The sequence below is a fragment of the Enterobacter sp. BNK-8 genome (assembly GCF_048685095.1).
GTDB lineage: Bacteria > Pseudomonadota > Gammaproteobacteria > Enterobacterales > Enterobacteriaceae > Enterobacter > Enterobacter quasiroggenkampii.
The window spans coordinates 3,050,658-3,077,222 of record NZ_JBLQTN010000001.1 but is presented as its reverse complement, the minus strand read 5'-3'; the positions used below and the strand labels follow the sequence as shown (position 1 = coordinate 3,077,222).

The 26,565-nt window shown below is 53.8% G+C and carries 22 protein-coding genes, 6 tRNA genes and 1 other RNA gene; 14 read left to right on the top strand and 15 right to left on the bottom strand.

The genetic code is table 11. From position 1 onward, the window contains the following. Positions 1 to 44: 44 nt before the first annotated feature. The 5 genes from ACMGGU_RS14855 to ACMGGU_RS14835 all read right to left on the bottom strand — a co-directional run bounded on the left by ACMGGU_RS14855 (position 45) and on the right by ACMGGU_RS14835 (position 577). A non-coding RNA gene (locus ACMGGU_RS14855) (RtT sRNA) lies at positions 45 to 173 on the bottom strand. Positions 174 to 199: 26 nt separating this feature from the next. Then, positions 200 to 275: transfer RNA gene (locus tag ACMGGU_RS14850), tRNA-Lys, on the bottom strand. A gap of 4 nt (positions 276 to 279) precedes the next feature. Then, positions 280 to 355: transfer RNA gene (locus tag ACMGGU_RS14845), tRNA-Val, on the bottom strand. Between the two features lie 29 nt (positions 356 to 384). Beyond that, positions 385 to 460 (bottom strand) — tRNA-Val (locus ACMGGU_RS14840). A gap of 41 nt (positions 461 to 501) precedes the next feature. Further along, positions 502 to 577, bottom strand: a tRNA-Val gene (locus ACMGGU_RS14835). Positions 578 to 835: 258 nt separating this feature from the next. Here ACMGGU_RS14835 and gltX point away from each other — a divergent pair. Continuing rightward, positions 836 to 2,251, top strand: a complete 1,416-nt coding sequence (gltX, locus tag ACMGGU_RS14830; RefSeq protein ID WP_063622216.1) for a glutamate--tRNA ligase — start codon at positions 836 to 838, stop codon at positions 2,249 to 2,251. Positions 2,252 to 2,293: 42 nt separating this feature from the next. On the opposite strand, the gene ACMGGU_RS14825 is transcribed toward gltX, so the two are convergent. Together ACMGGU_RS14825 and ACMGGU_RS14820 are read right to left on the bottom strand one after the other, a co-directional pair. Next, entirely contained in the window at positions 2,294 to 2,686 is a 393-nt protein-coding gene (locus ACMGGU_RS14825; RefSeq protein ID WP_069719726.1) for a YfeC-like transcriptional regulator, read from the bottom strand. A gap of 1 nt (position 2,687) precedes the next feature. Then, on the bottom strand, positions 2,688 to 3,050 hold the full coding sequence (locus ACMGGU_RS14820; protein WP_045909399.1) for a YfeC-like transcriptional regulator: 363 nt from the start codon (positions 3,048 to 3,050) through the stop codon (positions 2,688 to 2,690). A gap of 217 nt (positions 3,051 to 3,267) precedes the next feature. Here ACMGGU_RS14820 and ACMGGU_RS14815 point away from each other — a divergent pair. The 3 genes from ACMGGU_RS14815 (at position 3,268) to ACMGGU_RS14805 (ending at position 5,865) form a co-directional block, all read left to right on the top strand. Further along, positions 3,268 to 3,343, top strand: a tRNA-Ala gene (locus ACMGGU_RS14815). A gap of 41 nt (positions 3,344 to 3,384) precedes the next feature. Then, positions 3,385 to 3,460: transfer RNA gene (locus tag ACMGGU_RS14810), tRNA-Ala, on the top strand. Positions 3,461 to 3,675: 215 nt separating this feature from the next. Next, the gene (locus ACMGGU_RS14805; protein WP_420300687.1) at positions 3,676 to 5,865 is read left to right on the top strand and encodes an EAL domain-containing protein; all 2,190 of its coding nucleotides are present in this window, start codon (positions 3,676 to 3,678) and stop codon (positions 5,863 to 5,865) included. Positions 5,866 to 5,908: 43 nt separating this feature from the next. Here the strand turns inward: ACMGGU_RS14805 and ACMGGU_RS14800 are convergent, their stop codons facing one another. Next, a complete protein-coding gene (locus ACMGGU_RS14800) occupies positions 5,909 to 7,096 on the bottom strand; it encodes a NupC/NupG family nucleoside CNT transporter (RefSeq protein ID WP_045909397.1) in 1,188 nt (395 codons plus the stop codon). Positions 7,097 to 7,444: 348 nt separating this feature from the next. On the opposite strand from ACMGGU_RS14800, the gene ACMGGU_RS14795 reads away from it, so the two are divergent. Beyond that, complete coding sequence (locus ACMGGU_RS14795) at positions 7,445 to 8,683, top strand: Nramp family divalent metal transporter (RefSeq protein ID WP_048029632.1); 1,239 nt, start codon at positions 7,445 to 7,447, stop codon at positions 8,681 to 8,683. 33 nt (positions 8,684 to 8,716) lie between these two features. On the opposite strand, the gene ACMGGU_RS14790 is transcribed toward ACMGGU_RS14795, so the two are convergent. Both ACMGGU_RS14790 and mgrA read right to left on the bottom strand, forming a co-directional pair. After that, a complete protein-coding gene (locus ACMGGU_RS14790; RefSeq protein WP_048224360.1) occupies positions 8,717 to 9,067 on the bottom strand; it encodes a DUF2502 domain-containing protein in 351 nt (116 codons plus the stop codon). A gap of 127 nt (positions 9,068 to 9,194) precedes the next feature. Beyond that, positions 9,195 to 10,193, bottom strand: a complete 999-nt coding sequence (mgrA, locus tag ACMGGU_RS14785) for an L-glyceraldehyde 3-phosphate reductase (protein WP_262805750.1) — start codon at positions 10,191 to 10,193, stop codon at positions 9,195 to 9,197. Positions 10,194 to 10,380: 187 nt separating this feature from the next. Between mgrA and ipdC the strand changes: the two genes are divergently transcribed. Continuing rightward, complete coding sequence (gene ipdC, locus ACMGGU_RS14780; RefSeq protein WP_420300686.1) at positions 10,381 to 12,039, top strand: indolepyruvate decarboxylase; 1,659 nt, start codon at positions 10,381 to 10,383, stop codon at positions 12,037 to 12,039. On the opposite strand, the gene ACMGGU_RS14775 is transcribed toward ipdC, so the two are convergent. Beyond that, positions 12,040 to 13,275, bottom strand: coding sequence for an ion channel protein (locus ACMGGU_RS14775; protein WP_045909392.1), 1,236 nt, complete (start codon positions 13,273 to 13,275; stop codon positions 12,040 to 12,042). Positions 13,276 to 13,480: 205 nt separating this feature from the next. On the opposite strand from ACMGGU_RS14775, the gene glk reads away from it, so the two are divergent. Then, complete coding sequence (gene glk, locus ACMGGU_RS14770; protein ID WP_048029635.1) at positions 13,481 to 14,446, top strand: glucokinase; 966 nt, start codon at positions 13,481 to 13,483, stop codon at positions 14,444 to 14,446. Positions 14,447 to 14,481: 35 nt separating this feature from the next. Here glk and ACMGGU_RS14765 read toward each other — a convergent pair whose 3' ends face one another. Together ACMGGU_RS14765 and ACMGGU_RS14760 are read right to left on the bottom strand one after the other, a co-directional pair. Beyond that, entirely contained in the window at positions 14,482 to 15,213 is a 732-nt protein-coding gene (locus ACMGGU_RS14765; protein WP_023294232.1) for a LytR/AlgR family response regulator transcription factor, read from the bottom strand. Between the two features lie 3 nt (positions 15,214 to 15,216). After that, the gene (locus ACMGGU_RS14760; protein ID WP_048029636.1) at positions 15,217 to 16,923 is read right to left on the bottom strand and encodes a sensor histidine kinase; all 1,707 of its coding nucleotides are present in this window, start codon (positions 16,921 to 16,923) and stop codon (positions 15,217 to 15,219) included. Between the two features lie 386 nt (positions 16,924 to 17,309). Here ACMGGU_RS14760 and alaC point away from each other — a divergent pair, with 386 nt between their 5' ends. Then, on the top strand, positions 17,310 to 18,548 hold the full coding sequence (alaC, locus tag ACMGGU_RS14755; protein ID WP_045909388.1) for an alanine transaminase: 1,239 nt from the start codon (positions 17,310 to 17,312) through the stop codon (positions 18,546 to 18,548). A 52-nt stretch (positions 18,549 to 18,600) separates the two neighbouring features. On the opposite strand, the gene ypdK is transcribed toward alaC, so the two are convergent. Then, positions 18,601 to 18,672 carry a membrane protein YpdK gene (gene ypdK, locus ACMGGU_RS14750; RefSeq protein ID WP_099458937.1) on the bottom strand — a complete coding sequence of 24 codons (72 nt, stop codon included), beginning with the start codon at positions 18,670 to 18,672 and terminating at the stop codon, positions 18,601 to 18,603. A gap of 358 nt (positions 18,673 to 19,030) precedes the next feature. Next, positions 19,031 to 19,951 carry a kdo(2)-lipid IV(A) palmitoleoyltransferase gene (lpxP, locus tag ACMGGU_RS14745; RefSeq protein WP_395300002.1) on the bottom strand — a complete coding sequence of 307 codons (921 nt, stop codon included), beginning with the start codon at positions 19,949 to 19,951 and terminating at the stop codon, positions 19,031 to 19,033. Between the two features lie 12 nt (positions 19,952 to 19,963). Between lpxP and ACMGGU_RS14740 the strand changes: the two genes are divergently transcribed. The 6 genes from ACMGGU_RS14740 (at position 19,964) to ACMGGU_RS14715 (ending at position 26,563) form a co-directional block, all read left to right on the top strand. Then, positions 19,964 to 20,101 carry a hypothetical protein gene (locus ACMGGU_RS14740; protein WP_159427010.1) on the top strand — a complete coding sequence of 46 codons (138 nt, stop codon included), beginning with the start codon at positions 19,964 to 19,966 and terminating at the stop codon, positions 20,099 to 20,101. Positions 20,102 to 20,741: 640 nt separating this feature from the next. After that, complete coding sequence (gene tssB, locus ACMGGU_RS14735; RefSeq protein WP_045909386.1) at positions 20,742 to 21,239, top strand: type VI secretion system contractile sheath small subunit; 498 nt, start codon at positions 20,742 to 20,744, stop codon at positions 21,237 to 21,239. Positions 21,240 to 21,271: 32 nt separating this feature from the next. Continuing rightward, a complete protein-coding gene (tssC, locus tag ACMGGU_RS14730) occupies positions 21,272 to 22,816 on the top strand; it encodes a type VI secretion system contractile sheath large subunit (protein WP_045909385.1) in 1,545 nt (514 codons plus the stop codon). A 17-nt stretch (positions 22,817 to 22,833) separates the two neighbouring features. Beyond that, a complete protein-coding gene (gene tssK / locus ACMGGU_RS14725; RefSeq protein ID WP_045909384.1) occupies positions 22,834 to 24,174 on the top strand; it encodes a type VI secretion system baseplate subunit TssK in 1,341 nt (446 codons plus the stop codon). Further along, a complete protein-coding gene (gene tssL / locus ACMGGU_RS14720; protein ID WP_420300685.1) occupies positions 24,171 to 24,860 on the top strand; it encodes a type VI secretion system protein TssL, short form in 690 nt (229 codons plus the stop codon). The genes tssK and tssL overlap by 4 nt, the downstream gene beginning before the upstream one ends. After that, positions 24,857 to 26,563 carry an OmpA family protein gene (locus ACMGGU_RS14715; RefSeq protein WP_045909382.1) on the top strand — a complete coding sequence of 569 codons (1,707 nt, stop codon included), beginning with the start codon at positions 24,857 to 24,859 and terminating at the stop codon, positions 26,561 to 26,563. The genes tssL and ACMGGU_RS14715 overlap by 4 nt, the downstream gene beginning before the upstream one ends. Positions 26,564 to 26,565: the final 2 nt, after the last annotated feature.

Sequence of the window (26,565 nt, the reverse complement as noted above, 5' to 3'; positions counted from 1 at the left end):
TACCGCAGATAGCAAAAAAGCGCCTTAAGGGCGCTTTTTTACATTGGTAGGTCGTGCAGGATGACTCGCTTCGCTCGCCCTTCGGGCCGTCGCCGTAAACGGCTCCGGTGCCTCACTGCGTTCGGCTCGAACCTGCAGCAGGTTCGAATCATCCAGATCGCAGATAGCAAAAAAGCGCCTTTAGGGCGCTTTTTTACATTGGTGGGTCGTGCAGGATTCGAACCTGCGACCAATTGATTAAAAGTCAACTGCTCTACCAACTGAGCTAACGACCCGAAATGGTGGGCGATGACGGGCTCGAACCGCCGACCCCCTCCGTGTAAAGGAGATGCTCTACCAACTGAGCTAATCGCCCATTTCGGAACTGCTGCGATAAGGTGAGAATGGTGGGCGATGACGGGCTCGAACCGCCGACCCCCTCCGTGTAAAGGAGATGCTCTACCAACTGAGCTAATCGCCCAATCTCAATTCTTATCTACACTGCGAGCCTACCGAAGTAGATGGTGGGTGATGACGGGCTCGAACCGCCGACCCCCTCCGTGTAAAGGAGATGCTCTACCAACTGAGCTAATCACCCCCGCTGTGTGGAGTCGCATTATAGGGAGAGTTGAAAATGAGTCAACGCATTTTCTAAAGTTTTTATTCGTTCGTCGTAAAATTAAGCAAAACGATCGCGAAACGGGCAGTGGCGCATGATTTCTAAACAAAAATCGCAAACTCTGGCCCGATTCAGGGAACAACATTGAGGAATCGCCGCACAGTGATAGAATATTGCCCATCGTTTTTTCCCCAGGATTTGCCGATTGCCGGCATCTTTATAACGTAAGGCCATTTCATGAAAATCAAAACTCGCTTCGCGCCGAGCCCGACAGGCTATCTGCACGTCGGTGGTGCACGTACCGCTCTCTATTCCTGGCTTTTCGCACGCCACAACAAAGGTGAGTTCGTGCTGCGTATTGAAGACACCGATCTTGAGCGCTCCACGCCAGAAGCAATTGAAGCCATTATGGATGGGATGAACTGGCTGAACCTGGAATGGGACGAAGGTCCCTATTTCCAGACCAAACGCTTTGACCGCTATAACGCCGTCATTGATGAGATGCTGGTCGCGGGCACGGCGTATAAATGCTACTGCTCCAAAGAGCGTCTGGATGCGCTGCGCGAAGAGCAGATGGCGAACGGTGAAAAGCCGCGTTATGACGGCCGCTGCCGCCATGACCACAGCGAGCATGCTGCTGATGAGCCGTGCGTCGTGCGTTTTGCTAACCCGCAAGAGGGGTCTGTGATCTTTGACGACCAGATTCGTGGCCCGATCGAATTCAGCAACCAGGAGCTGGACGATCTGATCATCCGTCGTACCGATGGTTCCCCAACCTACAACTTCTGCGTGGTGGTTGACGACTGGGATATGGAAATTACCCACGTTGTGCGCGGTGAAGACCACATCAACAACACGCCACGTCAGATCAACATTCTGAAGGCGCTGAATGCGCCGGTGCCTGTCTATGCGCACGTCTCCATGATCAACGGTGATGACGGCAAAAAACTGTCTAAACGCCACGGTGCGGTGAGCGTCATGCAGTATCGCGACGACGGCTATCTGCCAGAAGCGCTGCTGAACTATCTGGTGCGTCTGGGCTGGGCCCACGGTGACCAGGAGATCTTCAGCCGCGAAGAGATGATCGAACTCTTCTCTTTGAGCTCAGTCAGCAAATCCGCCAGCGCGTTTAACACTGACAAGCTGCTGTGGCTGAACCATCACTACATCAATACCATGCCGCCAGAATATGTGGCGACGTATCTGCAGTGGCACATTGAGCAGGCAAATATTGATACCCGCACGGGCCCTGAGCTGGCGGATCTGGTGAAACTGCTCGGCGAGCGCTGCAAAACGCTGAAAGAGATTGCTGAAAGCTGCCGCTACTTCTATGAAGAGTTTGATGCGTTCGATGCGGACGCCGCGAAGAAACACCTCCGCCCGGTTGCGCGTCAGCCGCTGGAAGTGGTGCGTGACAAGCTGGCTGCCCTCACCGAGTGGACCGCTGAGAATGTGCATCACGCCATTCAGGCGACGGCGGACGAGCTGGAAGTCGGTATGGGTAAAGTCGGTATGCCACTGCGCGTTGCGGTGACCGGTGCAGGTCAGTCTCCGGCGCTGGACGTAACGGTTCATGCCATCGGCAAATCACGCAGCGTGGCGCGCATTAACAAGGCGCTGGACTATATCGCTGAACGTGAAAATCAGCAGTAATCACCTCTAAGAAAAAAACGGCAGGGTAACCTGCCGTTTTTTTTATGCCTCTTTTTCCTCGATACCCAGACGTGTAAGAAAACCGTGAATGCCTTCGCGTTTCAAAAAGGCGTCCAGACGCTTCTGTTCTGACGGCGTCATACTCTCCAGCGTCTCTATAATGCCCGGAGACAGGTTTGAAGAGGGGCCATTATAGGCAGACGTGGCCTCCGCGAGATGGTAAACCGCCTGACGGTTGCGGATCGCCGGGAGACTCATTATATGTTCCTTCACGCGTGCATCGACATGAATGAGCCGCGCGCGACCGCCTTTCACGCCGTTGAGCCCTTCGGTTTTCCACCCCTGCTGACGTATCCAGCGATTGACCGTTTGTCTGGCGACGCCCAAACTTTCCGCCAGCTCTTCCGTGGTCATTTTGCTCCGTAATCTTTTCATATCAGTCCCGATCGCGTATCCCTAAACGTTGCAACAATCCGGTGATCCCTTCCCGTAATAACAGCGATGTCATCTGCTTCTGCTCTTCCGGCGTCATTTCATTAGCCAGCGTCAGGAGGAGGGTATGAAGTGAACGATCATGGCTGGTGCCTTCTGGCAGTTCGGACGTTTCGCTTGCCCGACGTGCGCTGCGGATAAAGTCACGGACTTTTTCGTTCACATGTACCAGGCGCGCTTTTCCACCCTGGACGCCTGGTTTTGGTGACGTAATCCAACCCTCTTTGCGTACCCATTTATTGATGGTCTGGCGGCTATAGCCAGTGAGCAGGGCTAACTCTTCTGGCGTCATTCGTTCCTTGATCATACAATTTCCTGAATATCTGTGGGGTTAATTAACGGCTCATTTTATAGCACCGTTTTACGTGAAAACGTGACAGGCTTAACTCCTGATTACGAGCACGCTCGCAAAGTGATTCATTTGCATGATTTTTCGGCGATCGAACAGCGGTCATTGATTTTGCCGTTGACACTCCGCAGCGGAATTCATATTATGCCGCCCGTCAACATGACAGCTTTACGATGGGGCTATAGCTCAGCTGGGAGAGCGCTTGCATGGCATGCAAGAGGTCAGCGGTTCGATCCCGCTTAGCTCCACCAAACTCTGAACCCAACAGAGTGCGGTCAGTAAAGTGACATGTGGGGCTATAGCTCAGCTGGGAGAGCGCTTGCATGGCATGCAAGAGGTCAGCGGTTCGATCCCGCTTAGCTCCACCAAAATTGTAAACCCTCGTCATATGACGAGGGTTTTTTTTATCTGTTTGTAACGTCCATTACTGCATTTTGTTATCAAAAAGAAGGTATTCCTGTACCTCTCCTCAATCGACATCAATAAACCAGTCTATAAATAGACTTGAACTTGATTCGTGCAATTAATAAACCTATTATCCATCCGGTCAATAATTCGAACGGATAATATATTCCCCAACTTAATGAATAGAAAAACGTATAATAATGTAAAGATATTTATGATTGCCCTGGCACTTTGCCTGATTGCGGTACCTGTCTCCCGTTATCTCTCTCCGCGTGCAATTGTTAATGGTCATGACGTTTATTTAGCATGGTTGCCACTCAGCGTGATGCTGGCGGTAATTTTGATATTTGGGCGCCGGGCAATTCTTCCCATTGTGTTAGGTTTTACTGTCACTAATTTATTTTATGTTGATTTAGCACCGCTACAATATTCAGTTTTGCTTTTCTGTCAGACCTTTGCGCTGTTCGCGGCGTGCGGCCTGCTGCGCCTTATGCTGGGCAAGCGCTGGCGGCACAGCATTCCTAACAAGCACATCGGGCTACGTATATTCTGGCTCGGTTTTATGGTGCCGTTAGGTATTAAGCTGTCGATGTATATGGCAGGCTATTTGTTTGATTTTCCGGTGACTATTTCAACTTATTTTGGCGAAGGAACGGTAATTTATAGCGTTGTGGATATTCAAAGCCTGATATGCGCGGGGCTGATTTTTACCATGATGTTCTATTACCCATTAAGAATGATAATTAATCCTCGTTATGCCATCGCCTTCTGGCGGCGAAGCGTGAAGCCCGTGTTTTATCACAAGAATCCATTATATATTTTTGTCTGGCTGATGCTTTTAGGCTTCATTCTCGTCATTTTATGTGGTCCTTTTGAATCACCGGTCATCGCGGGCTATTTGATGCCGCTGATTTTTATTCTTTTTACCTTAGCGATAAGCCGCCTGACCTATGCGTTGATTTCTCTGCTGTGGGCCATCTCAGCGCTCCTGCTGTTGACCTACAACTACAACTTCCTTAACGGGGTGGAATCTGGCCATTCGCTCTCCTTTATCCTCTCCGTGCTGATCTCTTTCGCCATCTGCTTGCTTTATATGTCGCGAATTTACCAGCGCAGCGAGTGGCTGAAGCGGGGCTGGCAGGACAGGGCGCTGACCGATCCTCTTACCGGTTTGCCCAATATTCGTGCGCTGGAGGATTACCTTGAGATCCATCCGGATGCCAAAGTGTGCATTCTGCGCATGGACAATCTGGAGTTTTTGAGCCGCCACTACGGCATTATCATGCGGGTCCACTGCAAACGAACGATCGCCACGTCGCTTCAGCCGCTCCTGCAAAAAGATGAGCTGCTCTTCCAGCTGCCCGGAAGCGAGCTGGTGCTGGTCTTGCTCGGGCCGGAAATTGCTGAACGTCTCCAGCATATGGTCGATCGGCTCAACAGCAATAAGATTTTCTGGAACAACACCGGGCTGGATATTGAGTTTGGCGCGTCCTGGGGAATGGTCGAAAATGGCGAAAAGCTACATCACACGCTGGGGCAACTGAGCTGGCTGGCAGAACAGGCCTGCGGAGAGCAAAACGTACTCGCGCTCACGAATAGCCTTGAGGCGGCCTCAGGACAGACGACAGAGCGTGTCCTGATGCTGGCGCGAATTAAGCATGCCCTGGAGGCGGGGCAGTTCCATTTGTATGCGCAGCCGATCCAGAAGGCGGACGGAAGTGGGTACTATGAAATCCTGACGCGAATGGAGAGCGAGGGGGAGATTATTACCCCTGACCGCTTTATTCCGCTGATTGCGCAGTTCAACCTCAGCCACCGGTTTGATATGTGCGTCATGGAAAAATTACTGGTGTGGCTGCGCGATAACCCTGCAACGCATGCTGGCGCCCGTTTTTCCGTCAACCTGATGCCGCTGACGCTGATGCAAAAAGAGGTGGCGACCGAGATTTGCGCGCTGTTTGAACGGTACGGCGTGGCACCGCAGGCCGTCGTGATTGAGATTACCGAAGAGCAGGCATTCTCCAATTCAGGCTCGAGTATCAACAATATTCAGCAACTGCGGGATTACGGTTTCCGGATCGCCATCGATGATTTTGGTACTGGCTACGCTAACTATGAGCGTCTCAGACGCCTGCAGGCGGACATCATTAAAATCGACGGCTGCTTTGTGAAAGACATTTGTACAGACGACATGGATGCAATGATCGTGCAGTCGATGTGTAATCTGGCAAAGACGAAATCGCTCTGCGTCGTCGCGGAATATGTGGAAACACCGGCACAGCGGGAGATGCTGCTCCGCTTCGGTGTGGATTACCTGCAGGGGTACCTGATAGGTAAACCCAAACCGCTGGAAGAATTGCGGGCATAAAAAACCGGGAGTCAGGCTCCCGGTTTTTGTTTAACGGTAAACGTTACAGAACCAGTGCCGCAATGGACGCGGACAGGACGCTCACCAGCGTAGAGCCATAAACCAGCTTCAGGCCAAAGCGAGAAACCACGTTACCCTGCTCTTCGTTCAGGCCTTTAATCGCACCCGCGATAATCCCGATGGACGAGAAGTTCGCGAAAGAGACCAGGAACACGGAGAGAATACCTTCCGCGCGCGGAGAAAGCGTGCTGGCAATTTTCTGCAGATCCATCATCGCAACGAATTCGTTAGAAACCAGCTTGGTTGCCATGATACTGCCCACCTGCAGCGCTTCGTGAGCCGGAACACCCATCACCCATGCAACCGGGTAGAAGATGTAGCCCAGAATGCCCTGGAAGGAGATACCCAGCACCGCGGCGAACAGGGCGTTCAGGCCAGAAATCAGCGCAATGAAACCGATCAGCATGGCGGCAACGATAATCGCGACTTTGAAACCCGCCAGAATGTACTCACCCAGCATTTCGAAGAAGCTCTGGCCTTCGTGCAGGTTTGACATCTGGATATTCTCTTCACTGGCGTCAACGCGGTACGGGTTGATCAGCGACAGAACGATAAAGGTGCTGAACATGTTCAGAACCAGCGCAGCCACCACGTATTTTGGTTCCAGCATGGTCATATACGCGCCCACGATAGACATGGAAACGGTAGACATTGCGGTTGCCGCCATGGTGTACATGCGGTTGCGGGACATCTTGCCGAGAATATCTTTATACGCGATGAAGTTCTCAGACTGACCGAGGATCAGGGAACTGACGGCGTTGAAAGATTCCAGCTTACCCATGCCGTTCACTTTGGATAACAGGAAACCAATTCCACGGATCACGAACGGCAGAACGCGGATGTGCTGCAGAATACCGATCAGCGCGGAGATGAAGACGATAGGGCAGAGAACCTTCAGGAAGAAGAACGCCAGGCCTTCGTCGTTCATTTTACCGAAGACAAAGTTGGTCCCTTCGTTGGCGAATCCGAGCAGTTTTTCGAACATTTCGGAGAAGCCTTTCACGAAGCCGAGGCCTACGTTGGAGTTCAGGAAGAACCACGCAAGTAAAACTTCAATGACCAGCAGTTGGACAACATAACGAATACGAATTTTTTTGCGGTCTGTGCTGACCAGCAATGCGAGTGCAGTAACGACAACAAGTGCCAGGACAAAATGAAGGACGCGGTCCATATTTGCTCCAAATATGAGGCAGGTTTAATTTTCGTGCACATTCTATGTAACAAGAGAAAAGAAAACGAGATCGAGGACACACTATAGTTACATCCTGTGACGAGTCTCAAAAATAGTGATCCACAATACATTTTTGTTATGTTAGGTAAATGAGTGAAAAGTTAAGTTTGTGTGCTAGTCTTCACAAAAGAGCCCGCGATTTGAGTTTCTGTTAGATCGCCCAGCTTACCCGCCCGTCTATCGTTCAAAGCTATCAGAGAAATCACTGCAAACTTCATAAATGATCTTGATAATCATTCTCATTTTGATAGCATTAAACATAGCAAAGGCTATATTTCAGAGGCAGAAATGACAAACAGTCGCGTAGAGGGTAGCAGTGGCAGAGCAGCGCGCAAGTTGCGGTTCGCATTAATGGGACCTGCGTTCATCGCTGCCATTGGCTATATCGATCCAGGTAACTTTGCGACCAATATTCAGGCCGGGGCCAGCTTCGGCTATAAGCTGCTGTGGGTGGTCGTCTGGGCTAACCTCATGGCGATGCTGATTCAGATGCTCTCCGCAAAGCTGGGGATTGCGACGGGTAAAAACCTGGCGGAGCAAATCCGCGACCATTATCCGCGTCCCGCCGTCTGGCTCTACTGGGTTCAGGCTGAAATCATCGCCATGGCTACTGACCTCGCTGAATTTATCGGCGCAGCAATCGGCTTTAAGCTGATTCTGGGCGTGTCGCTGTTGCAGGGGGCGGTACTGACCGGGATTGCCACGTTCCTGATCCTGATGCTACAGCGTCGGGGTCAAAAGCCGCTGGAGAAGGTCATTGGCGGTCTGCTGCTGTTTGTGGCGGCGGCCTATATTGTCGAACTGATTTTCTCACAGCCGAATCTGGCGCAGCTCGCTAAAGGGATGGCGATCCCAAGCCTGCCAACCTCGGAAGCGGTGTTCCTGGCCGCCGGCGTGCTGGGAGCGACCATCATGCCGCACGTGATTTATCTGCACTCCTCGCTGACGCAGCATCTCCACGGTGGGACGCGTAAAGAGCGTTACTCCGCCACCAAGTGGGACGTCGCGATCGCCATGACCATCGCGGGGTTTGTCAATCTGGCGATGATGGCAACGGCAGCCGCCGCTTTCCACTTTAACGGTCATACCGGTATTGCCGATCTCGACCAGGCGTATCTCACGCTGGAGCCGCTGCTGAGCCATGCTGCCGCCACGATATTTGGCCTTAGCCTGGTGGCTGCTGGTCTCTCTTCTACAGTGGTGGGTACGCTGGCAGGCCAGGTGGTGATGCAGGGGTTTGTCCGGTTCCATATTCCGCTGTGGGTGCGCCGCTCCGTCACCATGCTGCCGTCATTTGTGGTGATTTTGATGGGGCTCGACCCCACGCGAATTCTGGTCATGAGCCAGGTGCTGCTGAGTTTTGGTATTGCGCTGGCGCTGGTGCCGCTGCTGATCTTTACCAGCGATAAAACCCTGATGGGCGAGCTGGTCAACTCGACGCTGGTGAAACGGACCGGGTGGGCCATCGTGGTGGTGGTCGTGGCGCTAAACCTGTGGTTGCTGATTGGCACAGCGTTGGGGCTGTAAAAGAAAAAGGAGCCATGAGGCTCCTTTTTGCTGTTAGTCGTCATGACCGTGGTGGCCATGTCCGTGGCCTTTGCCGCGACCCCAGCCGCCGCGACGGTCGTCACGATCCCGCCAGCCTTCACGGTAACCGCGCTCATAGGCGCTGTCTTTATACCAGCCGCGGTGTCTGCCGTTATCATGTTTCCACCAGCGGTCGCCGCGCCACTCATAGTGACGATGCCAGTAATCACGGTCGCGCCAGTAGCCGCCGTCCCAGTACCTGCCGTAGTCGTCACGATCGCCAATTTGTAATTTTACTGATGGCAACAGGGTGATTTCGCCCGCAGTGGCGATCAGCGGCGCCGAAGCCAGTAATACCGCTGCAAGAATCAGTGACCTGAACATACTCTTTCTCCTTCACGATCGGGGCCTTTGTTGGGCCTGTTAACGCAATTTTACGAGTTGGTAAACCTTCGTATCATCGCCTCAACTCCGAATTCCTGGGTGAGAGCACTTTTTGCTAAAAGCGGTGTTATTTTGAGCTGCTGAGGATCGCGTCTATGCGGGCCAATTCTTCCTCTGAGAAATGGCGGTTTGCCAGCATCCCTACGGCGTCATCAATCTGAGCCGCTTTACTTGCCCCAATCAGCACCGACGTCACTGCCTCATGGCGTAATACCCAGGCCAGCGCCATCTGGGACAGCTTCTGGCCGCGACTTTCTGCCAGGGCATTCAGCTTCCTGACTTTTTCCAGCTTCTCTTCGGTGAGCTGATCGGGTTTAAGGAACTGACTGCCGCTTGCCGCGCGTGAGTCTGCAGGAATGCCGTTCAGATAGCGATTGGTCAGTTGTCCGCCAGCCAGCGGCGAGAAGGGAATACAGCCGACCCCTTTTTCCTGCAACACGTCCAGCAGTCCCGCTTCCGGCGCACGTTCAAAGAGGGAGTATTTCGGCTGGTGGATCAGGCAGGGTGTCCCGAGGTCATTAAGGATATCAATCGCCTGGCGAGCCAGAACAGCCGGGTAGTTGGATAATCCGACATACAGAGCCTTCCCCTGACGCACCATATGGTCAAGCGCTTTCATGGTTTCCTGCAGCGGCGTTTCCGGATCTGGCCGGTGATGATAGAAGATATCCACATACTCCAGCCCCATGCGCTTCAGGCTTTGATCGAGGCTTGCCAGCAGATATTTGCGCGATCCCCAGTCGCCGTAAGGCCCCTCCCACATGGTATAACCAGCTTTAGTCGAGACGATCAGCTCGTCGCGCCAGGGCAGGAAATCCTCCTGCAAAATACGGCCGAAATTACGTTCCGCGGATCCGGGGGGCGGGCCATAGTTGTTGGCAAGGTCGAAATGCGTAATGCCCAGATCGAACGCACGCTGTAAAAGTTGACGGCTGTTTTCGATAAGGGTGGCGTCACCAAAGTTATGCCACAGCCCAAGCGAGATGGCAGGCAACCTGAGCCCGCTTCGTCCGCAGCGGCGATACTCCATTGTCCCGTAACGATTTTTGTCCGGCTGATAACCCATTTTCGTAACCTCTGGCGCTGAAGTGAAAAATCAGTGTATGCGTTTACATTTACGTGAAAAAAAGCAGCATAGCGCAGCCTTTTTTGTAAAGCATTCTTTCCATGTCCTTCTTATCGCCAATTCTGGACAGCCATCACGCTTATTTAATACTCAAGGTGAGGTCAAAACATTAGAAGGATACCTGTTTATGCGTACCCCATACTGCGTCGCCGATTACCTGCTGGACCGTCTTACAGATTGTGGAGCCGATCATCTGTTTGGCGTGCCGGGCGACTATAACCTGCAGTTTCTCGACCATGTAATAGACAGCCCGGACATCTGTTGGGTGGGCTGTGCCAACGAATTAAACGCCTCTTACGCCGCTGACGGATATGCACGATGTAAGGGCTTCGCCGCGCTACTGACGACATTTGGCGTAGGAGAGTTAAGCGCCATGAACGGCATTGCGGGCAGCTACGCCGAGCACGTTCCGGTCTTGCATATTGTGGGTGCGCCGGGGATGGCATCCCAGCAAAGAGGTGAGCTGCTGCACCATACGCTGGGCGACGGTGAGTTTCGTCACTTTTATCATATGAGCGAGCCGATCACCGCTGCGCAGGCGATCCTGACCGAACAAAACGCCTGTTATGAAATCGACCGGGTGTTAACGACCATGCTCCGGGAGCGTCGCCCCGGCTATCTGATGCTGCCTGCCGACGTGGCAAAAAAAGCCGCCACCCCTCCTGTAAACGCTCTCACGCTCCGGCATACGCATGCCGATAGCGCCTGCCTGAAAGCATTCCGGGATGCTGCAGAAAACAGGCTTGCCAGGAGCAAGCGTACTGCGCTGCTGGCTGATTTCCTTGTCCTGCGCCATGGCCTGAAGCATGCACTACAGAAATGGGTCAAAGACGTGCCGATGGCACACGCCACCATGCTGATGGGCAAAGGGATATTCGACGAGCGTCACGCTGGTTTTTACGGCACCTACAGCGGTTCGGCGAGCGCTGGCGCGGTAAAAGAGGCGATTGAAGGGGCGGATACCGTACTGTGCATCGGCACGCGATTTACCGATACCCTGACCGCCGGCTTCACGCATCAGCTCACCCCGGCGCAGACGATAGAAGTTCAGCCTCATGCCTCACGCGTTGGTGATATCTGGTTTACCGGCATCCCCATGCTTCAGGCAATCGAAACGCTGGTGGAGCTGTGCAAACAGCACGTGCACGAGACGCCCGTGCCGTCCTCTCAAAGCGCGATGGCCTACCCGCAGCCGGATGGCTCGCTGACGCAGGCGAATTTCTGGCAAACGCTGCAGACGTTTATTCGTCCGGGAGACATTATTCTTGCGGATCAGGGCACCTCGGCCTTCGGCGCGATCGACCTTCGTCTGCCGGCTGATGTGAATTTTATCGTCCAGCCGCTGTGGGGATCGATTGGCTATACGCTGGCGGCGGCATTTGGCGCACAAACGGCCTGCCCGAACCGGCGCGTGATTGTTCTGACGGGGGATGGCGCGGCGCAGCTCACCATCCAGGAGCTCGGCTCGATGCTGCGGGATAAACAACACCCCATCATTCTGGTCCTTAACAACGAAGGGTATACGGTGGAAAGAGCGATCCATGGGCCTGAGCAGCGGTATAACGACATTGCGCTATGGAACTGGACGCAAATCCCGCAGGCACTGAGCCTTGATCCTCAGGCCCAGTGCTGGCGGGTCAGTGAAGCGGAGCAGCTGGCGGACGTCCTTGAAAAAGTGGCGTATCACGAGCGGCTCTCGCTGATTGAGGTGATGCTGCCGAAAGCCGATATCCCACCGCTGCTGGGGGCGATCACCAAAGCGCTGGAAGCGCGCAATAGCGCCTGATTATTTGTCGTTTCGCCAGGCCATCATCATCGGTTTGCCCGCCAGCAGGAGCCAGGCGGGCAACATCACGATACAAAGCAGAGGGAAAAGCGTCGAATCCGGTACGACGACCGCCGCCATAAACAGGCTTAGCCACGCGTCTCGCGTGACCACCAGAACCAACCCCAGAATAGAACAAGAGACGGTAATCGCCGCCGGGACCGCATCGACATGCTCGTGCAGCATCAGCCCCAGCGCGACGCCGACAAAGACCGCCGGGAAGATGCGTCCACCACGGAAACCGCAGGCGGCCGCCACCACCAGCGCTGCCAGCTTGATCACGGCAAACAGCAGATAGTCGGAGACGCTAAATATCTGGCTGAAAGCCAGCTGCTGCATCTCGTCCAGCCCTTTAAACAGCGTCACCGGCCCGCCGATTGCGCCTAAAATACCGAGGATCAAACCGCCAGCTCCCAGAATTAACACCGGGTGTTTGAGTCGATGCATCAGCCGGTGCAGACGTGGAAGACACCATACTGCCACCATGCCCAGCGCAATGGCGATGGCGACGACGATGGCGCCGCTGAAGATATCGGCGATTTGCATCTGGCCGTAGTGGGGCAAGGAGAGTGAAAAATGGGGATGGAAAAACAGGCTGGTGGTCAACGCCCCGGCGGCGGCGGCCATCAGCGGAGCAAACAGTTTATCCCAGAGCGGGACATCGTTATTGCTACTGAGCGTCTGCGAAAAGATCAGTGCTGCCGCCACGGGCGTGCCGAAAAGCGCCCCGATGGTGCCTGCTGAGGCGAGAATGGTCCAGTCCAGCGCGCCGACGCGGGGCAAAATGCGTGAACCGAGAAAAACTGCCAGGCCAATATTCACGGCCATAATCGGATGCTCTGGCCCCAGGCTGACGCCGCCGGCCAGACCGAGAATCAACGCGATAATCAGCCCCGGCAGTGCCGAAGGGGAAACCGGGGCACCAATCAGCGGTTCCTGCGCCGGGTCTGGTCCAGCATGGCCGGGACTGAAACGGATCACCAGGCCCACCGCGATACCGGTTAACGTCAGCATCCCAACGATCCAGGCAGGAGAGTCAGCGGTGACGCCCAGTCCTGCAGGAAGCGCGTTCCATAATAGTGTTTGCAGCACCGACGCGACTTTCATCACGACGATGAGCACCAGACTTGAAACCACGCCAATGATGAGCGCCGGAATGGCCAGCAACAGCATGGTTCTGGCTCGCGGGTGGAGCATGATGATTTCCTTGTACAAAACGGTATGACGTTACTTTGCACATTAAGCCTTATGGCAATAGTGCAAAAGGTGCTGAAACGGTAAAGTTATTCTGTGACGAAGATCGATAATCCATGGGCATTCACCTTCCGGTCGTTGTTGTTATCACGCCTTGAATTTACAGTGTCCCAAAGATTTATTCTGACTTTAGCGGAGCAGTAGAAGAATGACAAAGTATGCTTTGGTAGGTGATGTGGGCGGCACGAACGCGCGCCTCGCATTATGCGATGTAAGTAGCGGTGAAATTTCCCGGGCGAAAACCTATTCCGGGCTGGATTATCCAAGTCTTGAGGCCGTTGTCCGCGTCTATCTGGACGAGCATCAGGTAAGCGTCGAAGATGGCTGCATCGCCATTGCCTGTCCGATAACCGGCGACTGGGTCGCCATGACCAACCATACCTGGGCATTCTCCATCGCCGAGATGAAAAAAAACCTCGGCTTTGCGCATCTTGAAATCATCAATGACTTCACCGCGGTGTCCATGGCGATCCCGATGCTGAAGCCTGAGCATCTGATCCAGTTCGGTGGCGCTGAGCCGGTCGAAGGTAAGCCGATTGCGGTTTACGGGGCCGGTACCGGTCTGGGCGTTTCACATCTGGTGCATGTTGCTCAGCGTTGGGTGAGCCTGCCGGGTGAAGGCGGTCACGTTGACTTTGCGCCAAACAGCGAAGAAGAGGGCATTATCCTCGAAGAATTACGCGCGGAGATCGGCCACGTCTCCGCCGAACGCGTGCTGTCAGGGCCGGGGCTGGTGAACCTGTACCGGGCGATTGTGAAGTCAGACGGTCGTCTGCCGGAAAACCTGCAGCCGAAAGACGTCACCGAACGCGCGCTGGCGGACAGCTGCATTGACTGCCGTCGTGCCCTGTCGCTGTTCTGCGTGATTATGGGACGCTTCGGCGGCAACCTGGCGCTGACGCTGGGCACCTTCGGGGGCGTTTATATCGCGGGCGGCATTGTGCCGCGCTTCCTCGACTTCTTTAAAGCCTCCGGCTTCCGCGGCGGGTTTGAGGATAAAGGGCGCTTCAGAAGCTACGTGCAGGACATCCCGGTTTATCTGATTGTGCATGATAACCCAGGGCTGCTGGGGTCGGGTGCCCACCTGCGTCAGGTTCTCGGTCAGATTCTCTGATGCCTGGCCCTCTCCCGCGGGAGAGGGCTTTTTCGTTACAGGTGCATAAGCTGGCGGAACTCTTTCACCTTGCTGCGGCTCACCGGCACCTGAAAATCCAGATCCTTCAGGCGCAAGATATAGGTGTTGTTAAACCACGGTTCGATCTCGCGGATCTTGTTTAAATTCACGCAGAACGAGCGGTGGCAGCGGAAAAAGTGCGACGCAGGCAGCTTGCTGCAAAACTCGGTGATGTTCATCGCCATCACGTAAGATTCCCGCCGCGTATAAACAAACGTCATCTTTTCATGGGCTTCGGCATAGTAGATATCATTGACCGGCGTCACGATGATGCGCTCATCTTTGACCAGATTAATGGTGTCGTTTTCCCGTACCGTTGGGCTGGCGCTTGCAGGGGCGGTCTGCTGCTGCCATGCGGCCTCCAGCTTTTGCAGCATGCTGACAATCCGCGACTCCTGGTAAGGCTTAAGGATATAGTCAAACGCTTCCAGCTCGAAGGCCTCTACCGCGTGCTCTTTCCATGCGGTAACGAACACAATAAACGGCTTATGGGCAAACTGATTGATGTTTTGCGCTAGCAATACGCCATCCAGCGACGGAATGTTGATATCCAGGAAGATGGCGTCGACCCGGTTATGCTGCAAAAACTTCAGCACGTCCAGACCGTCATCAAAGGTGCCCACAATCTCCATCTGGCTGTGGGTGTTGATAAGCCAGGTTAGCTCCTGTTGAGCCAGGATTTCATCTTCTACGATGATGACTTTCATGGGTTACTCCACCTGGGGCAACAGTGATGTTGTTGAATGAACGGGAGAGCGCTCGTTCGGGACGTAAAAAGCAATTTCGGTGCCCGGTTCAAGACGCTGAATGTGCAGCCCATCGCCGTAAAGCAGCTTGACCCGGTGATGCACGTTCAGCAGGCCGATTTTATTTCCGGGCATTTCGTTAGACTCCACGCGCTCAATAACTTTTGGATCAATGCCGTGTCCGGTATCGCGCACCGCAATACGCACGCGGTTGCCGCTTTCGGTGACGCTGATGGTGACGACGCCTTTGCCTTTACACGGCTGAATGCCGTGAACAATCGCGTTTTCGACCAGCGGCTGGATAAGCAGGCTCGGGATCACGCAGTTGACCTCTTCATCAATATCGTAAATGACCGTGAGTTTGTCGCCAAAGCGCGCCTGCTCAATCGCGATGTAGTCTTTGATCTGATACAGCTCTTTTTTGATGTCGATCTGCTCGTCATCTTTCAACTCGATGTTGTAGCGCAGATAGCGGGACAGGTTAAAAATCAGCTGTCGCGCGGTGTCCGGATTAAGACGTATGGACGAGGAGATCGCGTTCAGCGCGTTAAACAGGAAATGGGGATTGATTTTGCTCTGCAGCGCGCGCAGCTCTGCCTTATTTGCCATCTCACGCAACTGTTCTGCACGGGAGACTTCCAGCTGGGTGGAGATAATCTGCGACAGGCCAATCGCCATCTCCTGGAGCGAGGAGGTGATCTGATGCGCGTGACAGTAATAAATTTTCAGGGTGCCCGTCACGACGCCTTTCTCCCACAGCGGGATCACCAGCATCGAGTGGATTTCCGGCGTTCGGTGGGCTTCATCATTGTTTTTAATGATGATTTTACCGTAGTTGATCGCCTGTCTGGTGGTTGGGCTGATGGTGTCATCGTTGTCGCGATAGTTGTGTTCCCCGACGCCAACGTAGGCCAGCACGTGGTCAATGTTGGTGATGGCGACGGCGTCTGCGTGGATGTCATGGCGGATAATCTCGCAGACCTGACGCAACGACTCCGCGTTAACGTGGCGAAATAGCGGTAGCGTTTTGTTGGCGATATCCAGCGCCAGCTTGGCCTGACGGGCGGCGCTGGCCTCTTTTTCCCCTTCAACGCTTTGCACCAGCAGCACGATAAAACCGATGCAGACGCTGCCCAGGATCATCGGAATCCCGATTTTCGAGACGATATCCAGCCCCAGCGCGGTGGTCGGGGCCCAGACGACGACCAGGATCATGGTCAGCGTTTCGCATACCATGCCTGCGACGATACCGGCGCGCCAGCGCTGTTTTTTCGGGATTTTGCGGCTGATCCAGCCGGAGAGCACCCCGGCGATAATGCTGGTAATAAAGCAGGGCACCGCCGTGACGCCGCCGATATCAATCAGGTAGCGATGGGTTCCGGCAATCACGCCGGTGATAACGCCCACCCACGGGCCAAACAATATTCCGCCGGACATCACGGCGATAATGCGCACGTTAACCAGCGACCCCTCTACCGGCACGCCTGACCAGGTGCTGAACAGGGCGAACAGCGAAAAGATGGCGGTAACGGCCAGCAGCTCTTTTGGCGAGTGGGCGGATTTGTGCAACAGCTCGCGAAACAGGCGAATGCGGATGAGGAAGAACAGGCAAATCAGCATTAATGCCGCACGGTCAAAAACCGCCAGCAGCATAGTGAATATTTCGTGCACGAGTAGACCTGGGAAAACGGGAAAGAACCATGATAAAAAACCTGACGCGTATTGACCAGCTATCCGTCAGGTTTATCAAATGAGGAAAAACCATAATTCTTAAAGGGGATTGTCCGGCGGTCACGGACACGGCCTGATTTTTTATAGCCAGCGTATCGTCAGGTAACTGTTTTGATATCATCCTGTTAAATAACGGCTATCGGAAAGCCAACCCTGAAACAGGGGCTTCCGCTTTTTGGCACTGCCGGGTTCCGGTTTTCAGGCGATCGCTTTTTTTTCATTTCCCTCTCGACAGCATGATTTTTTTCAGGTTATTTTCTAAGCATGCCACATCGGTGGCAGCGTCGCTCGGACGGTCCGGGCGCTAACGTTAATCTGAGGAATCTATGGCTGAATTCAGTCCTGAACGCCGTTTTACGCGTATCGATCGTCTCCCCCCTTATGTTTTCAATATCACTGCTGAACTGAAAATGGCTGCGCGTCGGCGCGGCGAAGATATTATTGATTTCAGCATGGGTAACCCTGACGGCCCAACGCCGCCGCATATCGTTGAAAAGCTCTGCACGGTTGCCCAGCGTCCGGATACGCACGGCTACTCGACCTCTCGCGGTATTCCCAGATTACGTCGCGCGATCTCGCGTTGGTATCAGGATCGCTATCAGGTTGATATCGATCCGGAAAGTGAAGCGATTGTCACCATCGGCTCGAAAGAGGGGCTGGCACATCTGATGTTGGCCACGCTGGATCATGGCGATACGGTGCTGGTGCCTAATCCAAGCTACCCGATCCACATCTACGGCGCGGTGATTGCCGGGGCGCAGGTCCGTTCCGTTCCGCTGGTGGAAGGTGTCGATTTCTTTAACGAACTTGAGCGTGCGATTCGCGAAAGTTATCCGAAACCGAAGATGATGATCCTCGGTTTCCCGTCAAACCCAACCGCCCAGTGCGTGGAGCTCGATTTCTTCGAGAAAGTCGTCGCCCTGGCCAAGCGGTATGACGTGCTGGTGGTTCATGATTTAGCCTACGCTGACATTGTTTATGACGGCTGGAAAGCGCCTTCAATCATGCAGGTTCCGGGCGCGCGTGACGTGGCGGTCGAGTTCTTTACGCTGTCAAAAAGCTACAACATGGCAGGCTGGCGTATAGGTTTTATGGTGGGTAACAAAACGCTGGTGAGCGCACTGGCGCGCATTAAGAGTTACCACGACTATGGTACCTTCACGCCGCTACAGGTCGCGGCTATTGCTGCCCTGGAGGGCGACCAGCAGTGTGTTCACGAGATTGCCGCCCAGTATAAGCGCCGCCGTGACGTGCTGGTAAAGGGCTTGCATGAAGCGGGCTGGATGGTGGAAATGCCGAAGGCGTCTATGTACGTCTGGGCAAAAATTCCGGAGCCGTACGCGGCGATGGGATCGCTGGAGTTTGCCAAAAAACTGCTGCAGGATGCGAAGGTGTGCGTATCACCGGGCATTGGCTTTGGTGATTATGGTGACACCCATGTGCGATTTGCCCTGATTGAAAACAGCGACCGCATTCGTCAGGCGGTGAGGGGCATCAAGAGTATGTTCCGGGCGGACGGCCTTCTTTCGTCGAAGAGCGTGGCTGAACATCCCGCGTCGACATGACATAAAAAAACAGGAGCCTATGGCTCCTGTTTTTTTGACTGCATGTTCTTCACTAGATCATCAGGGCAAAGGTTCCGGCCCAGACTAAAACAATCACCGAAATGCCCATAAAGAAATATTTCACGTTTCATCGCTCCGCGTATCTTGTGGTACGCATTTAAAAACAGAGTCCACCTGATTATAGAGAACTGAAATCCGGTCAAAACGGAAATGAGAATTTTCCCGTTACGCCGCTCACTCCAGCTCAGAATTCTGTGCTTTCCTGTTGCCAGACGGCGCTAATGTACGCCTAAAAATGAGGGGTGACAAGAGGGATTTTTTTAAATAATTTCCGTTACTTACGAGTGTCGTGGAACGGCGACAGTTTGATTTCGCATCGCAATAAATTCACTTTGGGCGACGCAATGAAAGACGATTTCTCAACGGGATGACAGGTGATTGAAAAGGTTAGTTTCTTAGCGAAACTAACCTTAATGAAAGGCTTAAATATAGAGCGAGGCTTCGCCAAGAGGGCGGGTTTTGAAACGACGATGCATCCACAGATACTGCTCTGGCGCACGCATGATTTCAGTTTCGATGACTTTATTGATAAACGCCGCGGCTTCGCACTCGTTTTCCGGATAGTTAGCCATTTCAGGAGAGATGTGCAGACGATAGCCTGATTTATCGGCTTTTCTCACCATCGTTACGGTCAGCATTGAGGCGCCTGACAAACGAGAAATGACAAAGGTGCCGTTAGTCGTCGCAACCTCTTTAACCGCAAAGAAAGGCGCAAAGCTGCTGCCTTTACGTCCATAATCCTGATCGGGTGCAAACCAGACGGCTTCACCTTTCTTCAGGGCACCGACCATACCGCGCAGATTGTTACGGCTGATCATCGCCTTATTGGAACGCATGCGGCCACGCGTCTGGACCCACTCCATCAGCGCACTGTTGTGTGGTCGATAGGTCGCCATCATTGGCTGGCACAGGCCCATCACGCGGCCACCCAGTTCCAGCGACATAAAGTGAACGCCGACGACCATCACGCCGCGTTTTTGCATCTGCGCGCGTTGCAGGTTATCCAGTCCTTCTACATCAAACCACTTACGGACACGCTCATCCGGCCAGAACCAGGCCATGCCGGTTTCAAGCAGCGCCATGCCGATAGACTTAAAGTTTTCAGCGATGAGCTTCTCGCGCTCTTCGGCATTGTACTGCGGAAAGCAAAGCTCAATATTTTTCCGTGCGATAGATTCGCGACGTTTCAGGAAGACGCGGGAAGCGCTGCCCAGTTTCGACCCCAGCAAACGCAGTACAGGGTACGGAAGTTGAACCAGCAGCCAGAGAATGCCAAGACCAAACCATGTAAACCAGTAACGCGGGTGTAAAAACGCGCGTTGAAATTTGGATTGAGACAAAATAGTGAAACCTATGTGAAGCCTGTAAAGGTAGCGCAGAGTTTGCGATACGACGTGCCGATAAGACCGTTCTTCAAGGTGATGGTTGCAGGCTTTACCGAACTTTACGGCGTTGCCTGGCCACTGCTGATTTGGGCGGGCGGCGTAATGTAGCACCGTTATACGATATGTGCTATTACTCGTTTTTGATTAAAAAAGCGACAGTTCGGAAGGTGATTGATTTTACAGATTTTATAGGCAGTCGCATGAAAGCGCCTTTCCTGCCTGAGCGGAAGGCAAAAGCGTTAGCGCTCATAGGGAAGGCGTAAAGAAAAAAAACGGTATTGTTGATTTGCGCCAAATTAAACATTTACGCCTTTATTTATTCCTCCGCATAATAAATAAGAAATTTCTTCGTGAAAATTCTTAAGTGTTATTCATACCATCAATGGAATAGCCATCTGCTTTCATCCATTTCTGTCTTCTTTTAATCGTGCCGCAATAAGATATTGTCGTTCTTTCGCGCTTTTTGACGTTATGCTGTGATGCAAATCAAAACATGATGTTTTTATAAACATCTCTCTGGCTACAACCCCTTCTGCGATACAAATATTCGCTTTGTGCGAAAAGAGCAGTTTCTTTTCCTGATTTGGTTGTCCTATTTACGATAATGTCTTAGAGGAAAATTCTTAAGAAAATTCTTGTATCGGATTAATGATCTGTGTATTTGATTTTGTTCCGATCATTATTCTATTATTGCGCATCAAGAACGATACCGTGAAGTTGGCATAGCAAAACAAAGAGGGATGATTAGATGGCTGACAGTTTTCAGAATGAGGTGCCTAAGGCACGTATTAACCTGAAGCTTGACCTGCATACTGGCGGAGCAAGCAAGAAAATGGAATTACCCTTGAAATTGCTTGTTGCGGGTGATTTCAGTAATGGGCAGGAATCTGCGACAATATCTGAGCGCGAAAAGATTAACATCACCAAAAATAATTTTGACAGCGTTCTTTCCGAATATTCCCCAAAAGTTAACCTGGCCGTTAAAAATACGCTGTCTGACGATGGTGGTGAGGACAACATTCAGCTGACTTTCCAGAGCATGAAAGATTTCACGCCAGAGCAGGTGGCTGCCCAAATTCCACAGCTGAAGGCGATGCTGGCAATGCGCAACTTGCTCCGCGATCTGAAAGCCAACCTGCTGGATAACCAGACTTTCCGAAAAGAGCTGGAAAAAATCGTTCTTGACCAGTCACTTAGTGCTGAGTTGCGAAATGAACTATCCGCACTGGCTTCAAAAAAACCTTAACCATCATGCTGTTTTAACGGATTAATCAAGGAATGCTCATGTCTGTACAAAATAATACTGCTGGCGGGGAAAGCGTGGTGCTGGAACGCCCTGCTGTGGGTGGGGTATACGCTTCACTGTTTGAGAAAATCAATCTGAACCCAGTCTCCGAACTGAGCGCGCTGGATATCTGGCAAGATGCGCAGGCGATGTCGGATGCGACCGCTGACGAGCGTCTCACTGCAGGTATGCAGGTCTTTCTGGAATGCCTGACCAAGGCAGGCTCGAAGGTCGAAAAACTGGATAAAAGCCTGATCGATCACCACATCGCTGAGCTCGATTACCAGATAAGCCGCCAGCTCGACGCCGTTATGCACCATGAAGAGTTTCAGGCGGTTGAGAGCCTGTGGCGCGGCGTGAAGTCGCTGGTTGATAAAACGGATTTTCGCCAGAACGTGAAAATTGAGCTTCTGAGCATGTCTAAAGAAGACCTGCGCCAGGACTTTGAAGACAGCCCGGAAATCATCCAGAGTGGTCTCTATAAACACGCCTACATTGATGAATACGATACCCCGGGCGGCGAGCCGATTGCGGCGCTGATTTCCGCTTATGAGTTCGATGCTTCAGCGCAGGATGTCGCTCTGCTGCGCAACATCTCTAAAGTATCTGCGGCTGCACATATGCCATTTATCGGCTCGGCAGGCCCGAAATTCTTCCTCAAGGAGTCCATGGAAGACGTCGCGGCGATTAAAGATATTGGTAACTATTTTGACCGCGCGGAGTACATCAAGTGGAAATCGTTCCGCGATACGGACGACGCTCGCTACATCGGTCTGGTGATGCCCCGCGTACTGGGACGTTTACCGTATGGCCCGGATACCGTTCCGGTTCGCAGCTTTAACTATGTTGAAGAAGTCAAAGGTCCGGATCACGACAAATATCTGTGGACGAATGCGTCGTTTGCCTTCGCGTCCAACATGGTGCGTAGCTTCATCAATAATGGCTGGTGTGTACAAATCCGTGGCCCGCAGGCCGGGGGGGCGGTTCAGGATCTGCCTATCCATCTGTATGACCTGGGTACCGGCAATCAGGTAAAAATCCCGTCTGAGGTCATGATCCCTGAAACGCGTGAATTCGAGTTCGCGAATCTGGGCTTTATTCCTTTGTCCTACTATAAAAACCGCGACTATGCCTGCTTCTTCTCAGCCAACTCCGCCCAGAAACCGGCGCTGTATGACACCGCAGATGCAACGGCCAACAGCCGCATCAACGCACGTCTGCCGTACATCTTCCTGCTGTCGCGTATTGCCCACTACCTGAAGCTGATTCAGCGCGAGAACATCGGTACCACCAAGGATCGCCGACTGCTGGAGCTTGAGCTGAACACCTGGGTCCGCAGTCTGGTGACCGAAATGACCGATCCGGGCGACGAACTTCAGGCATCTCATCCATTGCGTGATGCAAAAGTGGTGGTGGAAGATATTGAGGATAACCCGGGCTTCTTCCGCGTGAAATTGTATGCGATTCCGCACTTCCAGGTGGAAGGGATGGACGTCAACCTGTCGCTGGTTTCCCAGATGCCGAAAGCGAAATCGTAATAACAGGCAGGAAGCCGATGAAAACGGAACAACCGTTATGGGGTAGGGGCATTATGGTCGCTCCCCAGCATTTTCAGCAACAGGTCGCGTATGCGGCCTGGTCTGCCGAGTGTATTGCCCGGCTGGGCCTCTCCTGCCCGTGGGGGGTGATAAATGCTACCTTCGAGCCGGAAGCTCTCAGGCTTGGACGTCTTCAGGCCCGTCATCTGCATGTCCGTTTTCAGGACGGTACGCTGATTGATACAGACAATGCTGATTCGCTGCCTCCGGTACTGTCGCTTGAAAGCGAATCGCAGGAGCTGACGGTGGTGCTGGCGCTCCCGCTACTGCGGGCGAACGGCGGCAACTGCCTGAAACCCGATGAGGTGGCCGAGCGTCCGGTGCGATATCGTCAGCGCTGGCGGGATGTACGCAATACCTTTGGGGAAGACACTCGTCAGATTGCCGTGATGCAGCCTGAACTGACGCTGCGTTTTGCCCATCAGAACAACAGCGATTATCTGACTTGTCCGGTCGCCCGCCTGCAGCAAGACTCGCAGGGTACATGGCTATTGGATGAAACATTTCTTCCTCCGCTGTTGACCCTCCAGGGGAGCCGTTGGCTGGTTACCCAACTGGAACAACTACTGACACAACTGCGTGCGCGACTGTGCCGTCTGATGGCAATGCGGCGTGAAAGCAATGAGCGCATGGCTGATTTCGCCGTGGCAGATGTATCACTGTTCTGGCTGCTCAACGCGCTGAACAGTGCCGAGCCCGTGCTGGGTCAGTTCCAGCGTAATCTTCAAAGCCCACCGGAACGTCTGTATCCGGAACTTTCTCGCCTTGCAGGGAGCCTGCTGACCTTTTCCCTGGAACATCAGGTGAGCGCCATACCGGCCTGGCATCACGAGCAACTCAATGCGGTATTTCCACCGCTGTTTGATTTGCTTGGCGATCTGCTTGAAGCCAGCCTGCCGTCACGCGTGGTGGCCCTGGCACTCGACTATGACCCACGGCTGCACTTCTGGCAGGCTCGCCTGCATGACCCGCGTCTGCGCGAAGGGGCTGATTACTATCTTTCTGTGCGCTCACCGATTCCGGTGGCGCAACTGCAGGAGCAGTTTCCGCGCCAGTGTAAGGTGGGCAGCCCTGACCATGTGCGCGGGATCGTCAACTCTTCCCGCGTGGGCGTGCCGCTGACGCCGCTGCGCCATGTGCCAGCCGCCATTCCACTGCGCCTGGAAAATCAGTATTTCAGTCTCGATCTCTCCCATCCTCTGGCGACTGAAATGCTCCAGAGTGGGACATGTATGTTTTACGTCCCGGGCATGCTCGGCGAGCCTGAACTTGAACTCTTTGCGGTATTGAGAACATGAGTGAACGTAAACACGGCGCTGTCGTGTCTGTTGATATTGACGCACTGCTGCAGGATACCTGGCTTCAGGTCATCAGCCTTCGCTATGGCCCGCAGTTTCAGGAAGGAGAAGGTCGGGTCTTGTGGGAACGCTGTATCGCTGATGTGGAACGCGTTCAGCGTGAACTGAAAGCGAGTGAACTTGATGAAGCCAGCTGTAAGCATATCCTCACTGCACAATGTGCATTGCTTGATGAGGCAGTCAAAGGGCGCGGTGTAGAGGATGATGCCTGTGTGCAGTGGTATGACATTCCTCTGCAGGGACACTTCCTCGGCACAATGGACGCGGGTGACACTTTGTGTGACAGGATGCGCGATGTGCTGCGTGAACCTGCACCAGATAATGCCGTACTGACCTGCTTCCAGCGGGTAATGATGCTCGGATTTCTGGGAGATTTTCGTGCGCTAAACGATCCGGAACGCCAGAAGCTGGTCAGCGCCCTCAATGAGCGCGTTACACCGTTCAGCTACCCGCAGACCCATCCAGTTCTGGCAGAGAGCCGCAGCGGACGGGGAGCGGGAGGCTGGCTGGCGTCAAGGCCCGCGCGTATCGGCCTGAGCGTGATTGTTCTTGCCGCACTCTGGTGGGGACTGGATCGCTGGCTCGATCAGATGCTGCTGACCCTGTTGCCGGGAGTCGTAAAATGAGTCCTGTACAACAGCGCGGGCTTGCGCTGTGGGCTGCCCTGCTGAGTGCTGTGGTCTGCCTGGCTTTTCTGCCGTTATCCCGGCTGGCTTCAGTGCTCGTTCTGCTGGCGATGATCGGGGTCATAGTCGCGTTCTGGTATATCGCCAGACCTCGTGCGGAGCATGACGTCAACCTGCGTCTGGATGACCTTCCTGAAACCACTTACCGTCAACCTGTGGTGTTGGTTTGTGGCGATATGCCTCTGACCTGGCCGCAGCAGTCACCAGTACTGATCGTCACGCAGGGATGCTGGATCCGCGTTGAGGACCATCAGGATCTGGAGCAGGTTGCCCGTCAGATTCTGTGGCAGCGCCCGGACTGGGGGCGTCAGCTGTCGGTGATGGTCAGTGTCTGCCCGCAGAAACATGTCGACAGCGAAGCCCTGACAAGTCGTCTGCTGGCTCTGCGCTGGCAAATCAGCCAGTTGCGTAAAGAAACGGGACAGTCTGTGCCACTCATTCTGAATGGTCAGATTGGCAGCGCGATGACGGATGACATGCTCTGGCAGGCCGCTATTCCGGGTGAAGGGTGGACTGTCTGGCGTGAGTCGAATGCGCCTTGTTCGATCGCCGCGTGGGTCACCACTGGCGGTGCGCCTGTGATGCAGCAGCAGGTGCTGATGAACAGCCTGATGAGCTGGTTCCATCAGCATGTCCAGGCGGTATTCATCGATGAGAATCCTGATATTCCGGTCATTGCACCTGCAGCGCAGCTGTGGGGAATGGGACCGATTCTTGCCGGAAGCCTTGCGTCCTCTGCCTGGACGGCATGGTTATCGCGTCATACTGCCATGCAGCAGGTAGCCGGCTGGCAACCGATAGGGACGGACAGCACGGTGATCTCACCCTTACCGGATTTCATCCTGCCGCTGCTACCGGAAGGAAGTGGACTTACTCCCCGCGCCCGCACCTGGCGCTGTGCCCTTGGTCTTTTCACCCTGGCGGCCATCGCCGCGCTGCTCAGCAGTGGCTGGAACAATCGCCAGTTGCTGCATCGCGTGAGCTTCGATATAGCCCGTTACGACAGTCTCTCCACGGATGACTACGGCCCGAAAGCTAGCGCCGTTGCGGCCCTTCGTGAGAATTCTGCGTTGCTGGATGACTATGCACGTAACGGCGTACCGGTCCGGCTGGGCCTGGGGCTTTATCAAGGGGAACGTCTACGGATATCCCTACTGGAAGCGATCCGCTCGTATATGCCGCCGCCTCCTAAACCGCAGCCAACCCCAAAACCAGCACCGAAAATAGTGAGGCTCGACAGCATGTCGCTGTTCGATTCCGGCAAGTCCGTGCTGAAAGCGGGTTCCACCAGGATGCTGGTGAATTCACTGGTTGGCATCAAAGCGAAACCGGGCTGGCTGATTGTCGTGTCTGGGCATACCGATAACACTGGCAATCCGCAGCTGAACCAGACGCTGTCTCTGAAACGCGCCGAAGCGGTGCGCAACTGGATGCGGGACACGGGCGACGTGCCCGAAAGCTGTTTTGCGGTGCAGGGCTATGGCGAAAGCCGTCCTGTCGCAACCAACGACACCCTGGAAGGGCGTGCGCTCAACCGCCGTGTCGAAATCAGTCTGGTACCGCAGGCGAATGCCTGTCAGATACCCGGCAAACACCCGGCGCCATCGCAGGATGATGGCGCTTCACTACACAATGGAGAGTAATT

What these genes read in the sequence shown, in the direction of transcription:
- ACMGGU_RS14820 (WP_045909399.1), bottom strand. Translation starts at nt 3,050, where the DNA reads ATGATCAAGGAACGAATGACGCCAGAAGAGTTAGCCCTGCTCACTGGC.
- ACMGGU_RS14825 (WP_069719726.1), bottom strand. Translation starts at nt 2,686, where the DNA reads ATGAAAAGATTACGGAGCAAAATGACCACGGAAGAGCTGGCGGAAAGT.
- ACMGGU_RS14805 (WP_420300687.1), top strand. Translation starts at nt 3,676, where the DNA reads ATGAATAGAAAAACGTATAATAATGTAAAGATATTTATGATTGCCCTG.
- glk (WP_048029635.1), top strand. Translation starts at nt 13,481, where the DNA reads ATGACAAAGTATGCTTTGGTAGGTGATGTGGGCGGCACGAACGCGCGC.
- ACMGGU_RS14790 (WP_048224360.1), bottom strand. Translation starts at nt 9,067, where the DNA reads ATGTTCAGGTCACTGATTCTTGCAGCGGTATTACTGGCTTCGGCGCCG.
- mgrA (WP_262805750.1), bottom strand. Translation starts at nt 10,193, where the DNA reads ATGGGTTATCAGCCGGACAAAAATCGTTACGGGACAATGGAGTATCGC.
- tssB (WP_045909386.1), top strand. Translation starts at nt 20,742, where the DNA reads ATGGCTGACAGTTTTCAGAATGAGGTGCCTAAGGCACGTATTAACCTG.
- ACMGGU_RS14795 (WP_048029632.1), top strand. Translation starts at nt 7,445, where the DNA reads ATGACAAACAGTCGCGTAGAGGGTAGCAGTGGCAGAGCAGCGCGCAAG.
- ACMGGU_RS14765 (WP_023294232.1), bottom strand. Translation starts at nt 15,213, where the DNA reads ATGAAAGTCATCATCGTAGAAGATGAAATCCTGGCTCAACAGGAGCTA.
- ACMGGU_RS14775 (WP_045909392.1), bottom strand. Translation starts at nt 13,275, where the DNA reads ATGCTCCACCCGCGAGCCAGAACCATGCTGTTGCTGGCCATTCCGGCG.
- ACMGGU_RS14800 (WP_045909397.1), bottom strand. Translation starts at nt 7,096, where the DNA reads ATGGACCGCGTCCTTCATTTTGTCCTGGCACTTGTTGTCGTTACTGCA.
- tssL (WP_420300685.1), top strand. Translation starts at nt 24,171, where the DNA reads ATGAGTGAACGTAAACACGGCGCTGTCGTGTCTGTTGATATTGACGCA.
- gltX (WP_063622216.1), top strand. Translation starts at nt 836, where the DNA reads ATGAAAATCAAAACTCGCTTCGCGCCGAGCCCGACAGGCTATCTGCAC.
- alaC (WP_045909388.1), top strand. Translation starts at nt 17,310, where the DNA reads ATGGCTGAATTCAGTCCTGAACGCCGTTTTACGCGTATCGATCGTCTC.
- ipdC (WP_420300686.1), top strand. Translation starts at nt 10,381, where the DNA reads ATGCGTACCCCATACTGCGTCGCCGATTACCTGCTGGACCGTCTTACA.
- tssK (WP_045909384.1), top strand. Translation starts at nt 22,834, where the DNA reads ATGAAAACGGAACAACCGTTATGGGGTAGGGGCATTATGGTCGCTCCC.
- tssC (WP_045909385.1), top strand. Translation starts at nt 21,272, where the DNA reads ATGCTCATGTCTGTACAAAATAATACTGCTGGCGGGGAAAGCGTGGTG.
- ACMGGU_RS14715 (WP_045909382.1), top strand. Translation starts at nt 24,857, where the DNA reads ATGAGTCCTGTACAACAGCGCGGGCTTGCGCTGTGGGCTGCCCTGCTG.